Origin of the sequence: Brevundimonas lenta (assembly GCF_014196335.1) — a bacterium.
Lineage (GTDB): Bacteria > Pseudomonadota > Alphaproteobacteria > Caulobacterales > Caulobacteraceae > Brevundimonas > Brevundimonas lenta.
Map to the genome: position 1 here is coordinate 631,786 of NZ_JACIDM010000001.1, position 14,187 is coordinate 645,972.

General features: G+C 69.2%; 16 protein-coding genes and 1 tRNA gene. 5 read left to right on the plus strand and 12 right to left on the minus strand.

Annotated elements, in window-relative coordinates:
- Window positions 1-41 precede the first annotated feature (41 nt).
- Together GGR12_RS03215 and pdeM are read left to right on the plus strand one after the other, a co-directional pair.
- Window positions 42-2,597 (plus strand): ligase-associated DNA damage response DEXH box helicase, encoded by a 2,556-nt coding sequence (locus GGR12_RS03215; protein ID WP_343053073.1) that lies wholly within the window; start codon window positions 42-44, stop codon window positions 2,595-2,597.
- Window positions 2,594-3,325, plus strand: a complete 732-nt coding sequence (gene pdeM / locus GGR12_RS03220; protein ID WP_183202846.1) for a ligase-associated DNA damage response endonuclease PdeM — start codon at window positions 2,594-2,596, stop codon at window positions 3,323-3,325. The genes GGR12_RS03215 and pdeM overlap by 4 nt, the downstream gene beginning before the upstream one ends.
- On the opposite strand, the gene GGR12_RS03225 is transcribed toward pdeM, so the two are convergent.
- From GGR12_RS03225 to GGR12_RS03245, 5 genes are read right to left on the minus strand one after another with little or no spacing between them, the layout of a single operon-like run.
- Entirely contained in the window at window positions 3,322-3,705 is a 384-nt protein-coding gene (locus GGR12_RS03225; RefSeq protein ID WP_183202848.1) for a rhodanese-like domain-containing protein, read from the minus strand. The genes pdeM and GGR12_RS03225 overlap by 4 nt on opposite strands.
- Before the next feature lie 57 nt (window positions 3,706-3,762).
- Complete coding sequence (locus GGR12_RS03230; RefSeq protein WP_183202851.1) at window positions 3,763-4,470, minus strand: 1-acyl-sn-glycerol-3-phosphate acyltransferase; 708 nt, start codon at window positions 4,468-4,470, stop codon at window positions 3,763-3,765.
- 1 nt (window position 4,471) lies between these two features.
- Window positions 4,472-5,119: a YdcF family protein gene (locus GGR12_RS03235; protein ID WP_183202853.1), complete on the minus strand. Its 648-nt coding sequence runs from the start codon at window positions 5,117-5,119 to the stop codon at window positions 4,472-4,474.
- A gap of 10 nt (window positions 5,120-5,129) precedes the next feature.
- A complete protein-coding gene (locus GGR12_RS03240; RefSeq protein ID WP_343053075.1) occupies window positions 5,130-6,011 on the minus strand; it encodes a cell division protein FtsX in 882 nt (293 codons plus the stop codon).
- On the minus strand, window positions 6,008-6,718 hold the full coding sequence (locus GGR12_RS03245; RefSeq protein ID WP_183202855.1) for a cell division ATP-binding protein FtsE: 711 nt from the start codon (window positions 6,716-6,718) through the stop codon (window positions 6,008-6,010). The genes GGR12_RS03240 and GGR12_RS03245 overlap by 4 nt, the downstream gene beginning before the upstream one ends.
- 67 nt (window positions 6,719-6,785) lie before the next feature.
- Here GGR12_RS03245 and GGR12_RS03250 point away from each other — a divergent pair, with 67 nt between their 5' ends.
- On the plus strand, window positions 6,786-7,724 hold the full coding sequence (locus tag GGR12_RS03250) for an MJ0042-type zinc finger domain-containing protein (RefSeq protein ID WP_183202857.1): 939 nt from the start codon (window positions 6,786-6,788) through the stop codon (window positions 7,722-7,724).
- Complete coding sequence (locus tag GGR12_RS03255; RefSeq protein ID WP_183202859.1) at window positions 7,717-8,247, plus strand: phosphoribosyltransferase; 531 nt, start codon at window positions 7,717-7,719, stop codon at window positions 8,245-8,247. Before GGR12_RS03250 ends, GGR12_RS03255 begins: the two co-directional genes overlap by 8 nt.
- A 3-nt stretch (window positions 8,248-8,250) precedes the next feature.
- On the opposite strand, the gene GGR12_RS03260 is transcribed toward GGR12_RS03255, so the two are convergent.
- Genes GGR12_RS03260 through argH form a run of 4 tightly spaced genes read right to left on the minus strand, consistent with a single transcriptional unit; the run spans window position 8,251 to window position 11,755 of the window.
- The gene (locus GGR12_RS03260) at window positions 8,251-8,790 is read right to left on the minus strand and encodes a hypothetical protein (protein WP_183202861.1); all 540 of its coding nucleotides are present in this window, start codon (window positions 8,788-8,790) and stop codon (window positions 8,251-8,253) included.
- 46 nt (window positions 8,791-8,836) lie between these two features.
- Window positions 8,837-10,123: a diaminopimelate decarboxylase gene (gene lysA, locus GGR12_RS03265; protein ID WP_183202863.1), complete on the minus strand. Its 1,287-nt coding sequence runs from the start codon at window positions 10,121-10,123 to the stop codon at window positions 8,837-8,839.
- Between the two features lie 10 nt (window positions 10,124-10,133).
- Window positions 10,134-10,373 carry a hypothetical protein gene (locus tag GGR12_RS03270; RefSeq protein WP_183202865.1) on the minus strand — a complete coding sequence of 80 codons (240 nt, stop codon included), beginning with the start codon at window positions 10,371-10,373 and terminating at the stop codon, window positions 10,134-10,136.
- Window positions 10,373-11,755: an argininosuccinate lyase gene (gene argH, locus GGR12_RS03275; protein WP_425486204.1), complete on the minus strand. Its 1,383-nt coding sequence runs from the start codon at window positions 11,753-11,755 to the stop codon at window positions 10,373-10,375. The genes GGR12_RS03270 and argH overlap by 1 nt, the downstream gene beginning before the upstream one ends.
- 43 nt (window positions 11,756-11,798) lie before the next feature.
- Here argH and GGR12_RS03280 point away from each other — a divergent pair, with 43 nt between their 5' ends.
- On the plus strand, window positions 11,799-12,422 hold the full coding sequence (locus GGR12_RS03280; protein WP_183202869.1) for a TlpA family protein disulfide reductase: 624 nt from the start codon (window positions 11,799-11,801) through the stop codon (window positions 12,420-12,422).
- 272 nt (window positions 12,423-12,694) lie between these two features.
- On the opposite strand, the gene GGR12_RS03285 is transcribed toward GGR12_RS03280, so the two are convergent.
- The 3 genes from GGR12_RS03285 to GGR12_RS03295 all read right to left on the minus strand — a co-directional run bounded on the left by GGR12_RS03285 (window position 12,695) and on the right by GGR12_RS03295 (window position 14,119).
- Window positions 12,695-12,991 (minus strand): hypothetical protein, encoded by a 297-nt coding sequence (locus tag GGR12_RS03285; protein ID WP_183202871.1) that lies wholly within the window; start codon window positions 12,989-12,991, stop codon window positions 12,695-12,697.
- Window positions 12,992-13,102: 111 nt separating this feature from the next.
- Complete coding sequence (locus tag GGR12_RS03290) at window positions 13,103-13,930, minus strand: hypothetical protein (RefSeq protein WP_183202873.1); 828 nt, start codon at window positions 13,928-13,930, stop codon at window positions 13,103-13,105.
- Window positions 13,931-14,042: 112 nt separating this feature from the next.
- A tRNA-Met gene (locus GGR12_RS03295) sits at window positions 14,043-14,119 on the minus strand.
- Window positions 14,120-14,187: the final 68 nt, after the last annotated feature.

The following is a 14,187-nucleotide window of genomic DNA, read 5'->3' on the forward strand; positions in this document are numbered from 1 at the left end:
GAAGAGAGTGAAACGGAACGGGAACATGCTATAGGTCGCCGGTGACGCCCGCCGCCGCTCCTGCAACGCTTCCGCCCCCGGCGACCGGGCTGCCGCCGCTGTTCGCGGACTGGTTCGAGCGGCGCGGCTGGGCGCCCCGGCGCCATCAGCTGGAGATGGTCGCGGCGGCCGAGGCCGGATCGCACGCCCTGCTGGTCGCCCCGACCGGCGGCGGCAAGACGCTGGCGGGCTTCCTGCCCTCCCTGATCGAATTGGCCGGGCGCGGGCCGAAGCCGGCGTTCGGGCCGGGCTCCGGCGTTCACACCCTGTACCTGTCGCCGCTCAAGGCGCTGACCACCGACGTCGAGCGCAACCTGATGACCCCGATCCGCGAGATCGGGCTGAACGTCCATGTCGAGAGCCGAACCGGCGACACCAAACAGTCCAAACGTCAGCGCCAGCGCGACTTCCCGCCCGACATCCTGCTGACCACGCCCGAGCAGTTGGCCCTGTTCTGCGCCTGGGACGGCGCGCGATCGTATTTCGCCGACCTGAAATGCGTGGTGCTGGACGAGGTCCATGCCATCTGGAGCGGCAAGCGGGGCGATCTGCTGTCCCTGGGCCTGGGCCGGCTGCAGCAGTTCGCGCCGGACATGCGCCGCGTGGCGCTGAGCGCGACGGTCGACGACCCGGAGATGATCGCGGACTGGCTGAGGCCCCTGCCTGCGCCGACGGGGGCGGGCGTGCGCATCGTCCGCGGCGACCCCGGCGCGCCGCCGGTGGTCGATGTGCTGGTGTCCCAGGGCCACGTCCCCTGGGCCGGCCATACCGGCCTGCACGCCATCCCCGAGGTCTACGACATCCTCAAGGGCGCGGGGATGACGCTGATCTTCGTCAACACCCGCTGGCAGGCCGAGTTCGTCTTCCAGCAGCTCTGGGCCATGAATGATGAAAGTCTGCCCATCGGCCTGCACCACGGCTCGCTGGCGGCGGAGCAGAGGCGCAAGGTCGAGGCGGCCATGGCGCGGGGCGACCTGCGCGCCGTGGTCTGCACCTCGACGCTCGATCTCGGCATCGACTGGGGCGACGTCGACCTGGTCATCCAGCTGGCCGCGCCGCGCGGCGCCAGCCGTCTGGTGCAGCGCATCGGCCGCGCCAATCACCGGCTGGACGAGCCATCCCGCGCCCTGATGGTCCCGGCCAGCCGCTTCGAGATGCTGGAATGCCAGGCGGCGCGCGAGGCGGTGGCCGCCAACGCTTTCGACTGGGAGCCGCACCATACCGGCACCCTGGACACCCTCGCCCAGCACGTCATGGGTTGCGCCTGTTCCGAACCGTTCGCGATGGATGATCTGTATACGGAGGTTACCGCCTGCGGACCCTATCGCGACCTCGCGTACGAGACCTTCGAGGAGGTGGTCGATCTGGTCGCCACCGGCGGCTATGCGCTCCGGACCTACGAACGTTTCGCCCGCATCGTCCGCGACCGGCAGGGCCGCTGGAAGGTTCGCAACCAGCAGACGGCCCAGCGGCATCGCATGAATGTCGGAGCCATCGTCGCCGCCGCGACGCTGAATGTGCGGGTCGCCTCGCGACGCGGCGGCTCGGGCAAGCATCTCATCGGCGGCCGCAAGGTCGGGGAGGCGGAGGAGAGCTATTTCGAGGCCATGAGCCCGGGCGACACCTTCATCTTCGCGGGCCAGGTCTGGGCCTTCCAGGGCATCTCCGGCATGGACGCCCTGGTCACCCATGCGACCCACAAGGATCCGAAGATTCCCTCCTGGGGCGGCTCCAAATTCCCCATGTCGACCTCGCTGGCCAGCCGCGTCCGGGCCATGGTCCAGGACCGTGACCACTGGCGGGTGCTGCCGCCGGACGTGCAGGAGTGGCTGGAGCTTCAGGAGGTCCGTTCGGCCATCCCGCGCGCGGACACCATGCTGGTCGAGACCTTCCCGCGCGGCTCGCGCCACTTCCTCGTCGCCTATCCATTCGAGGGATCGCTGGCCCACACCACCCTGGCCATGCTGCTGACGCGGCGTCTGGATCGGCTCGGCGTCGGGCCGCTCGGCTTCGTCTGCACGGACTATTCTCTGGCCGTCTGGTCGATCCATCCGATGGACGGGCTCGACCTCGATGCCCTGTTCGAACCCGACATGCTGGGCGACGATCTTGAGAACTGGCTGGAGGAGAGCTTCATCATGAAGCGGACCTTCCGCAACTGCGCCCTCATCTCCGGCCTGATCGAGCGACGCCAGCCGGGGGCCGAGAAGACCGGCCGGCAGGTCACCTTCTCGACAGACCTGATCTACGACGTCCTCCGCCGTCACCAGCCCGACCACCTGTTGCTCCGCACCGCCCGCGCCGACGCCGCGGCGGGGATGCTGGACGTCGCCCGCCTGGGTCAGCTGCTGACGCGCATCCAGGGCCATATCCGGCATATGCCGCTGGACCGGCCGTCGCCGTTCTGCGTGCCGGTTCTGGTCCAGATCGGTCGCGAGCGGGTCGGCGGGGACGCCGCCGAAATGATCCTTGAAGCCTCGGCCAGCGACTTCGACCAGTCCGCCCTGATCGACGAGATCATGGCGGACGCCCCGGCGGACCTGGAGGGCGCCCGATGAACGCACAGCTCCGCGCGGCCCTGTCGCCCGCCCGCCACCCGTGCGGCGGCCTGAGGGTCCTGATTGAAGGCGAGCCCTGCGTGCTGCGCTGCTCCGGCGCCCTGTGGGCCATCAATCACCGCACCCTGATCGTCGCCGACCTGCACCTGGAGAAGGGGTCGGCCTTCGCCGCCCGCGGCCAGATGCTGCCGCCCTACGACAGCGCCGCGACCCTGACGAAGCTGGAGGCTGAGATCGACGCCCTGCGGCCGGATGCCGTCGTGCTGCTGGGCGACAGCTTCCACGATTCGAAATCCGTCGGCCGGATGGCGGCGACCGATCGTATCCGTCTGGACCGGATGGCCGAGGGGCGCGAGTGGATCTGGCTCGAGGGAAACCACGACATCCAGGCGCTCGCCGGGGCGCTGGACGACCTCACTGGCCAGATCGTCGAGACGCTTGAGCTGGGCAGCCTGCGCCTGATCCACGAACCGCAACAGGGCGTGCGGCCCGGTGAGATCGCGGGCCACCTGCACCCGGCCGCGCGCGTCGCCGCCTATGGCCGCGGCGTGCGCCGTCCCTGTTTCGTCACCGACGGGCGGCGCGCCCTCCTGCCCGCCTTCGGCGCCTTCACCGGCGGACTGGACGTGCGCGATCCGGCCATCGCCGGCCTGTTCGAGGACCCGCCGCTGGCCGCGGCGCTGGGGCGCGACAAGGTGCATGCCCTGGCGTGGGAAACGCTGCGCTAGGCGCCCGGCTCGACCTCGAAACCGGCGGCGCTGGCGTCCTTGAAGCCGCCGAGATTGCGCACCTCTCCATAGCCCATGGCCTGCAGCGTCTGGCCGGCCAGGGCCGATCGGCCGCCCGAGGCGCAGTACACGACGACCGGCCGGTCGGTACGGAGTTCGGGCAGATGGTAGGGCGTCGCCGCGTCGGCGCGGAACTCCAGCATACCGCGCGGCACGTTCACCGCCCCGGCCAGCTTGCCGGACGCGGCGATCTCGGCCGGGTCGCGGACGTCGAGCAGCAGGGCGTCGCGCTCGGCGACCAGAGTTCGAGCCTCGTCGGCCGAGATGCGCGGCACGGCGGCGTTGGCGGATTCAAGCAGGGACTTTACGGACTCGGGCATGGCGCGGTCTCCGATGAAGGGCCGCACGCTACGCTCCGGAACGCGTCCGGTGAAGCATCAGTGGCCCAGCAGCTTCGTCGACGCCGTCTCGATCCGCTCTTCCAGCTGGGCCATGAATTCCGCCCGCTTCAAACCGGCGGGGATGGGCGGCAGGAACTCGAACACCACCGTGCCCGGGTATCGATGGAAGCCGTGCGCCGGCCAGTGCTCGCCGGAATTGGTGGCCATCAACGCACAGGGGACGTCGAGGTCGCGATACAGGGCGGCGACGCCGGGTTTGTAATCGGGCGCCGCGCCGGGGACGGTGCGGGTGCCCTCGGGGAAGATGACGATCTGACGGCCGTCGGCCAGCCGGGCGCGGGCGTTGCGGACCAGCTCCTTCAGCGCCTTCGAATGGGCCTCGCGATCGACCGGGATCATTCGCGTCTTGCCGGCGAACCAGCCGATGAAGGGCAGGGGCATCAGCTCCTTCTTCATCACCATGGCGGGGTCGTCGAACAGGATGAACGGCACGACGATGTCGAGCATGCCCTGGTGTTTCGAGGCGATCAGGGCGGGCCCGGACGGGCGGTGCTCCAGGCCCCGGAACTCGACCTTCACGCCCGCGATCCAGCGCAGGCCGAACAGCACGAACCGCGCCCAAAGCTTGATCACGCCCATGGCGATGTGGTGGGGCATCAGCAGCGTCGGCGACAGGCCGACGGTGAACAGCGGCATCGACAGATACAGCCACGCTGTAAACAGCAGCGAACGCAGGGTGTTCACGTCAGGCAGCCTTCTTTTCCGGCGTCGTCTCTCCGGCCGGCGCATCGGCGGAGTCCGGGCGTCCTTCGCCGCTCAGCTTGCCGATCCCGGCACGGCCGAGGGCGGCGAGGTACTTCATATATTCCAACGTCATACGACGCGCGGTCACCGCGGCCCGCCACCAGCGCGAATTGTCCAGCGACGGCGTCTCGACGGCGTAGGCGGTCAGCTCGATCCCCGGCGCAGCTGCGCGGATCTCGGTCAGGGCGCGCGGCATATGGTAGTCCGAGGTCACCACGATCAGGCTGTCATAGCCCTTGGAGTTGGCCCAGGCGGCGATTTCCGTGGCGTTGCCGATGGTGTCCTCGGCCTCGAAGCCCAGGTCGACGCAGCAGTTGAACAGGCGGTTGGAGCCCGGGGTCAGGGCGCGCAGCTCCTGACGGCGGACCTCGCGATTGACGCCCGAGATCAGCACCCGCTCGCCCTTGTCCTGCTCCAGCAGGCGGATGGCGGCGTTGACCCGCTCGGCCGACGGGCCGGTCAGGGCGACGATGGCGTCGGCGCGGGCCGGCTCGGCTGCAGGCGTGTAGCCGCGGACCCGGTCCGCGAAGGCGAACAGGCCGATCAGCCAGATCAGCGCCAGGATGGCGATGAAGGTCAGAAACTTCATGGCCTTGAACCTAACCACGCCCCTTCAGTCGCGCCAGCGCGGCGAAGCGCGCCGCAACAAGCGCCACAGTAGCCGCCAGCAGCGGGCATGGCGAGAGGATCAAGGCGTCGCTCCACGTCACGGGTAGCGCGGGGGTTACACCTTCGGCTCCCCCGAGGAAGCGGACGAAGGCCGTGACCAGCATGGCCGCGAGCGCCCCGGCGGCTCCGGCCCCCGCCGCCAGCAGGCCGTAGCGCATCTGGAACAGGCCTGCGATGCGGCCGTCGGAGGCGCCGTTCAGGCTCAGGGTCTCGATCAGCGCGCCCTGCGCCGCCATCCCGGCCCGGGTCGCATAGGCGACCGCCGCCCCGGCCGCGCCGGCTGTCAGCAGGAAGGCGGCCGCGGCCAGCACGGTGATAAGCCCGGCCGACCGCTCGACCTCGCGCCGCCACAGGCTGTGGTCGTCGACGGTGGCGTCGACCCCGGCGCTGGCCAGGGCCCGGCTCAGGGACACGGGGCTGGCGGGCGCGTCGCGATCCAGCCGCACGGTGACGAGGAAGGGCAGGGGCAGATCCGGCAGCACGGCGTCGCCGATCCAGGGACGCAGCAGGGCCTCGGCGGTCTTGCGATCCATCGCCTGAGCTTCCTCGACGCCGTCCACACCGGCGAGGGTTTCAGCGGCGCGCGCGGCGGCCTCGGCCCCCGTCTCTCCCACACGCGGACGAACCTGAACGGTCGCCTCGGCGCGCAGCTGGCGGGCCCAGCCATGCGCGGCGCGATCGGCCGCCAGCGCGCCAACGGCCGACAGGCAGGCGAGGAAGCACAGCACGGCGATGACGGCCGCCAGCCAGGGTTCGCCCCCGGCGTCGCGCGGCAGGATGGGGGCGCGGCGCCCCGTCAGCCCCGGGATCACGCAGCGCCTCCGGTGACGCGCCCGTTCTCGAGCCGCAGCAGGGTGGCGCCGGATCGTTCGGCGAGGCTTTCGTCGTGGCTGGCGATCAGGATGGTGGTGCCCAGTTTGTTGAGGGTCTGGAAGAGCTTCAGCAGCCGTTCGCCCATGACGGCGTCAACGCTGCCGGTAGGCTCGTCGGCCACGATCAGTTCGGGACCGGTGACCACCGCGCGGGCGATGGCCAGCCGCTGCTTCTCGCCGCCTGACAGCGCCGGGGGGCGCGCATCCAGCTTCGAACCCAGCCCGACCCAGTCCAGCATCTCCTCGACGTCGGCCGAATAGCTGTCCAGCTTCGCGCCAGAAAGTCTCAGCGGCAGGGCGGCGTTGTCGAAGGCGGTCAGGTGATCCAGCAGGCGGAAATCCTGGAACACCACCCCCATCCGGCGACGGAAGGCGGGCAGGGCCGAACGGGGCGCGGAGCCCGCGTCTTCACCGAATAGTTCCAGCGACCCGGCGACCGGTCGCTCGGCAAGGGTCAGGAGTTTGAGTAGAGTGGACTTTCCGGCTCCGGACGGGCCGGTAAGGAAGTGGAAAGAGCCCGCTGGCAGGATGAGGTTAACGTCCCTCAGCACGTCGGGCGTCTCTGCATAGCCGAAACCCACGCCCCCAAGGCGGACGGTGTCGGGCGCAGGGGCGGTTTCGGCGGCGCGGCGGGGCTGAACGGACATCGATTTCGGGTCAGGACGCGGCGAGGGCCGCGACAGGAGGGGGCGAAGAGCCTCGCAGTCAGCGCACATGATACTGACCTGCCCGTCCTGCGCCACCAGCTATTTCGCCCCCGATGACGCAATCGGGCCCGGCGGACGCATGGTTCGCTGCAAGACCTGCCGTCACACCTGGCGTGCGACGCTGGAAGAGCCCCTTGAACTGACCGTCTCCCCGCCGGCCGTCGAGGCTCCGAGCTTCGGCCGTCGTGACGAACCGGCGGCGGAATCGCTGGCCGAAACGCCTGCGCCTGAACTGCCGAGGGCCTTCCGCGCCCGCGCCGAGCAGCAGCGTCGCCTGCGCCGCGCCGCGACCCATGGCGCGGTCTGGGCCGGCGTCGCCTCCAGCTTCGCTGTGCTGCTGGCCGCCGCATGGCTGTTCCGCGTCGACATCGTCGAAATGGCCCCGCGCACCGCCGCCGCCTACGCCGCCGTCGGCCTGACCGTGAACCCGACCGGTCTCGATTTCGAGGCGATCACCGCCCGTCCGCTGCCCAACGATCCCGGCAAGGTGCTGGTCTCCGGTGCGCTCAGGAACGTGCGCGAGGACGAACGCATCGCCCCGCCGGTTCGCGTCGCTCTGCTGGACGCCCATGGCGCCGAGATCGGTCACGCCATCGTCCGTATCGACGCCGCCCCGGTCCTGCCCGGCAAGGTGCAGGGTTTCGCCGCCATCATTCCCGACCCCGGCGCCCGCGGCGAGGGCATCGGCGTCGACTTCGCCCTGGATGAGGTCGTGCCCGCGGCGCCGGCCCGCGCTCCGGCCGCACCCGCGCACAAGGCTCCCGCCATGCATGCGCCGGCCGGGGGCGCTATCACCGCTTCGGAAGAGGGCGGCCTGCGTCCGGCCCTGTCGCCGGACACGACCACGCTTCGCATGCAGCCCATCGACGCCGTGCCGGTGATGGATCAGCACGCCCCCGCTCTCGACTCCGCCCCCTCCGCGGCGGTATCGGCGGGGCATGGCTGACACACCGACGCCCACCGTCCTGCTGCCCGAAGCCGAGGTCCAGCGCATCGTCGCCGACCTCGCCGCCAGGATCGCGCCCGTCATCGACGATGAGACCGTCGCCGCCGTCCTGCTGACGGGCGGTCTGTGGTTCGCCGCCGACCTGACCCGGGCCCTGTCGCGCATCGGCCGCAACGTGCGCTTCGACGCCCTGTGGCTGGCCTCCTATGGCGATGAGCAGAGCAGCCGGGGACGGATCGACGTCTACGCCGACTTCCAGCGCTCCATCGAGGGCCGGCGGGTCCTGATCGTCGACGACGTCTTCGACACCGGCCTGTCGCTGGCCGAGGCGGTGCGGATCGCGAAGGCGAAGGGCGCGTCGGAGGTCCTGACCGTGGTCTTCGCGAAGAAGCCCTGGCCTCTGCCCCGTGCACCTGAACCTGACTTCGTCGGCTGGGACGCCCCGAACCGCTTCCTGGTCGGCTACGGCCTGGATCACGCCGGGGCCCTGAGGGGTCTGCCGGACGTGTGCGCGCTGGACTGACCGTCAGCGCAGGCCGAGCAGGCCGCGCCAGCCTTTGGCGGCGAGGCCCTTCAGCCATTCGATCATCTTCTTGAACTCGATCAGGGCGGCGCCTGCGCCACCCAGTGCCGACGAGAGGCTTTCGAGGATGATGTCCGAGGCGGCCAGATACTGTTCCGCGGCGGCCGCCGCAGGCTCGATTTCACCCTGCCGGTAGATGCGCCGCATCTCCTCCTGGGCGCCCAGTTTGAAGTCCGCCTGGAGGCCCGTCAGGCCGTGGCGGATGACCTCCGGGGCCACGGTGTCCCAGTCGGACTCCAGCAGGGTGATCATGGCCTCGATCTCGCCGGCGGGCCCGGACTCGTAGGCGGCGAGGGCGCCTGCGCGACGATCGTCCTCCAGGAAGGCGTCGTCCGCGAGCATGGCCCGGAGATCCTCGTCGAGCGCCCTGAGGAAGGCGATCAGGCGCGCGCCCGAGCCCGTTCCCTCGTCCTCGTCGAGAGGAAAATCGAGGCCGCCGCCGCCGAAACCGCCCTCGACCTCGCCCAGACCCGTATCCGTCATCGCTCCGCCCTCCATCCGGTAGGCGGAATATCGTCACGAACCGACGTTACGGCAATGTCTGGAGCCAGTGCGCCTTCGGTTCGCGGGCCCACATGTCCTCGTAGGTCGGGCGTGGGCGGACGACGGCCCAGCGGTCGCCGTCGACCAGCACCTCGGGGACCAGGGGGCGGGAATTGTACTCGCTGGACAGCACCGCCCCGTAGGCGCCTGCGCTCATGAAGGCGACGAGATCGCCGGCCTGCATCGGCGGCAGCATGCGGTCGCGGGCGAAGATGTCGGTGGACTCGCAGATGGGGCCGACCAGGTCGTAGGCCTGAAGCTCGCCCTCGCGGGGACGGACCGGAACCAGGTCATGGAAGGCGTCGTAGAGCGCCGGGCGCATCAGGTCGTTCATGCCGGCGTCGAGGACCAGGAAGCGGCGGCCGTCGGCGCGCTGGTTGACCTGGATGACGCGGCTGATCAGGACGCCGGCGTTGGCGGCCAGCAGGCGGCCGGGCTCGAAGGCGGCTTCCACCTCCAGGCCGTCAAGCACGCGGGCGCACATGGCGACATAGTCGGCGATCGAGGGCAGGTCGGTCTGGCCGTGGTAGGGCACGCCGAGGCCGCCGCCGAGATCGAGGCGGGCGACGGAATGGCCCTGCGCCCGCAGGGTTTCGGCGACCCCGCGCAGGGTGTGGAAGGCGGCCTCCATCGGCGCCAGCGTCGTGATCTGGCTGCCGATGTGACAGGCGAGACCGACGGGCGTCAGGTGCGGCGAGGCGCTGGCGCGGGCGTAGAGGGGGATCGCCTCCTCGATAGGCACGCCGAACTTGTCCGTGGCGCCGCCCGTGGTGATCTTGGCGTGGCCGCCGGCGCCGATGTTCGGATTGACGCGGATGGCGATGGCCGGGGCCGCGCCCTTCGAGGCGGCGACGGCGATCAGGCGGTCCAGCTCGGCGCCGCTTTCGATGTTGATCTGGCGGACGCCGGCGTCGATGGCGAAGGCCAGTTCGGCGTCGGTCTTGCCCACGCCCGAGAAGATGATGCGGTCGGCGGGGATGCCGGCCGCCAGGGCGCGACGGATTTCGCCTTCGGAGACCGTGTCCGCGCCGCAGCCCAGGCGGGCCAGGGTGGCCAGCACCGACAGGTTGGAGTTGGCCTTCACCGCGAAGGCGATCAGAGCGTCGCCCAGGGCCGCCTTATGGTCATCCAGCGCCTCGCGCAGCAGGCCGTAGTGGCGCTTCAGCGTGGCGGACGAATAGACGTAGGCGGGCGTGCCGACAGCGTCGGCGACGGCTTCGAGCGGCGCGGCCTCGGCATGAAGCGCGCCGTCGATACGACTGAAGTGATGCAACTGTTTTCCGTCAGGCCTTGCCGGGGCTGTTGCCCGGACCGTCGTAGGGGTTCGAGCTGGGACCGCCGTCGATCGGCAGCTCGCGGTTCGGGGCGTTGACCGCGCCGGGCTCCGGCAGGCTCTTGGCGCCTTCGTCGCGCATGCCGCGCTCGGTGGCGCGGGCGGGCGGCGCGTCGAGGTCGGCCATGCGGCCGCAGGCGGCGGTGGAGACGGCAAGCAGGGCGGCGCCCACGATAAGCAGCTTTTTCATCACAGACGCGCCTTCCAATCAGCGATGCGCGCGCGGACCTGTTCCGGCGCGGTGCCCCCGAAGCTCTGGCGGCTGGCGCAGGAAGCCTCAGGGGTGAGGACCTTGTACACCCCTTCCGTCACGCCGGGGTGAAGAGCCTGCAATTCTTCCAGCGGCAGTTGCGCCAGATCAACGCCCAGGGCCTCGGCCTTCTTCACCGCCGCGCCGGTCACATGGTGCGCCTTGCGGAACGGCAGGTTCAGCTCGCGCACCAGCCAGTCGGCCAGGTCGGTGGCGGTCGAGAAGCCGGCGCCGGCGGCGGCGCGCATACGCTCCGTGTTCGGCTGCAGGGCCGCGACCATCGCCGTCATGGCGCCCAGCGCCAGATCGAGGGCGTCGAAGGCCTCGAACACCGGTGGCTTGTCCTCCTGCATGTCCTTCGAATAGGCGAGCGGCAGGCCCTTCATGACCGTCGACAGGGCCACCAGCGAGCCCATGATGCGGCCCGTCTTGGCGCGCACCAGCTCGGCGGCGTCAGGGTTGCGTTTCTGCGGCATGATCGACGAACCGGTGGTCAGGTCGTCGGGCAGGGCCACAAACCCGAACATCGGCGTCATCCAGATCACGATCTCTTCGGCCAGGCGCGACAGGTGGCCGGCGCAGATCGAGGCGGCGGCCAGGCTTTCGAGGGCGAAGTCGCGGTCCGAGACGGCGTCCAGCGAATTGGCCATCGGCCGGTCGAAGCCGAGCGTCGCCGCCGTCATGTGGCGATCGATGGGGAAGGGCGACCCGGCCAGGGCCGCGGCGCCGAGCGGGTTCTCGTTCATGCGGGCGCGGGCGTCGGCGAAGCGGCCGGCGTCGCGGCCGAACATCTCGACATAGGCCATCAGGTGGTGGCCCAGGGTCACCGGCTGGGCGGTCTGCAGATGGGTGAAGCCGGGCATCAGGTCGGCGGCGTGCTGTTCTGCGCGGGCCAGAAGGGCCTTTTGCAGGCCCTTCAGCTGCACCACCTGGCGGTCGCAGGCGTCGCGGACCCACAGGCGGAAGTCGGTCGCCACCTGGTCGTTGCGGCTGCGCGCGGTGTGCAGGCGGCCCGACGGTTCGCCGATCAGTTCGGCCAGCCGGGCCTCCACGTTCATGTGGATGTCCTCGAACTGGTCGCGGAACGGGAAGGCGCCGGCGCGGATCTCGGCCTCGATGGCGTCCAGCCCGCCGAGGATGGCGTCGGCGTCCGCCTGTTCGATGATCTTCTGCGCCGCCAGCATGCGGCAATGCGCGCGCGAGCCGGCCAGGTCCTGGGCCCACAGGCGCTGGTCGACGCCGATGGAGACGTTGATCGCCTGCATGATTTCGGCGGGCTTCGCCGAGAAGCGGCCGCCCCACATGTCTTGACCTTTCACCATACCAGGGGCTTTGGTCGCGGGATCGGAAGGCGTCTGGTCGGGCATGAAGGTATCCAGGGCGGTAATCGGCGCGGTTGCGGGCGTGCTGCTGATCGGAGCGATCGGCGGCGCGGCGCTGCTATACGCCAACACCGGCCTGAACGACAAAGGCGCAGAGCCCGCCGTTGAGGCGAAAAGCGAACTGGCCCGTTTCGCCACGGGATCGATCGCCCGGCTGGAGACGCCCGCCGCGCTGACGCCCGCCCCCGCCTATGTGTTCAAGACCCGCGACGGAGCCGACGCGCGCCTGTCCGACTTCCGCGGCAAGGTGGTGGTGGTCAATCTGTGGGCCATGTGGTGCGCGCCCTGCCGCACCGAGATGCCGACGCTGCAACACCTGGCCGAGGCGTACGAGGGCAAGGACCTGGTCGTCCTGCCGATCAACGTCGACGCCACGCCCGACGCCATCGCCGACGCGAAGAGCTTCATCGACGTCCACGACCCGCTGCCGATGTACAGCGACCCCAAATTCCAGCTGCCGTTCGAACTGCCGGGCAAGGGCAAGATGCCCCAGACCGTGCTGCTGGACCGCCAGGGCCGCATCCGCGCCCACTTCTCGGGCGAGGCCGACTGGGCCAGCCCCGAAGCCCGCGCCCTGATCGATGCGCTGCTGGCCGAGCCGGCGTGAGACTCTGACGGCCGAAAACCGGTCTCACGAGTCTCACGAGTCTCACGGGCGGCGGGGGACCGGAGTCTGATCCGGATGGCCGAAAAAGTCTGTGTTTTCAGTGGTTACGCGTCCGGGCGCACCGAAAAAACAGTCTGATCAGTCTGAAGCGTCTGAACTGCAGCGAGCATGGACGGCACGATAGCGTCCGCCTGCGTCAGAATCGGACGTGCCGGTAAGTCAGATGCTGTGCGTCCCGGATCACCGCTTCGCGGTGTCCGGGATGACAAGGCCTAGTTGCCTCTGGTGTCGGTCTTCGTTTCGGCCTTCTGCTCGCTGGCCTCGGCGGCGAGCTTGTCGGTGCCCTCGTCGATCTCCTGGGCCACTTCGCCCGCGCCGGCGGCGACGGCCGAGCCGACCTGGGCGGCCTCTTCCTTCAGCGCCGAGCCGGCGTTTTCGGCGGCCTCGCCGGTCTTTTCAGCGGCGGCATTGGCGTCGGCCTGGGCGTTGTCCTGTTCGGCCTGGGTGCAGGCGGCCGTGCCCAGCGACAGGGCGGCGACGGCGGCGAGGGTGATGGTCTGGATGCGCATGGGCGTGCCCCTTCAGCGTTGAACCTTGGCGGTAAACGCCACCGCAGTTGCGAGGTTGCGTACAGCTTGAACTGTTGCAGTCCTACGCCAACGGTTGCCAGCGCGGCCCAGTTAGGGCTCGCGACCCTTGAGCTGTGGATCATCAAACTCCAGTACAAGCGCCTTGGCGAAAGCGAGATCCGGACCCCAGAAGGTTCTCGAGAACGTGTACTGGTAACGTCCCCCCAGTGCGTCCTCAAATATCGCGCAGTAGCCAACCTGCAGTACGTGGGTGCCCAATTTCAGTTGAAGGGTACTTTGCTCACTCAATGAGACGCCAAAACCGCAGTCCGTGCCTCGTGTGAGGCTCCTTGCGGGGGCAGTGATGCGCAGTTTTTTTGGATCGAGTTCACTCTTCTCCGTCGTGCGAGGAACAATTCTCCAAGCCCAAGCGTGTCGATAATTTAGCGCGGTGGATGCTCCTACGTTCTCGAAATCAATATCGACCCGGACTCGGGTCGTAGATAACTCGAGTACCGCCGCCCCATTCGGTTTGATGGACGGGCGCAACTGAAGGCGCATGGTTGTCTGTTGATGTTGCAACGTCTCTTGGGTGAGGCGCATCGACCGAAGCGCAACAAGGACCGTCCAGAGAACGGTGGCCGCCCCGCCGACTGCGACAAATATCTGGAGCCAGCTGAGCCACACGAGGCGTCGCGTAGAGAGCGCCATGCTTTCTTGGGCAGTAAGGTCGCGGCAAGTGATTGCTCGATCAAGCGGCGCGCCGATGAACGGACCCTTGCTCGCTGGGTCACAGGAATCCATTACGGATCGAGCCAATGTTTCAGTCGAAAATTCTGATGCTTGTGGATCAAGCGGTGTCGCCTCGACCCAAGCCACAGCGCTGAACGCCGTGACCATAACTGCGCAAGTCAGCGCAAACTTCCAACGATTCTTCATGCGATCCCCCCAGGTTGCGCATAGCTCGCTCTGGTAGGCGTCGCAAGAAGGGGCTCGTCCACGCGGTCAGTCGCCGCGTACCGTGCTCTAGCGGAGTTCTTGGCGAAGGTGATGGTGGCTGGAGGCGGGCTCGAACCGCCGACCTGTGGGTTATGAATCCACCGCTCTAACCAGCTGAGCTACCCAGCCCCAATCGACGAACCTGTCGCTCGAGTCCCGGCGGGAACTGGTCTGTCCGCCGGAAGAGGCGTGCCTAT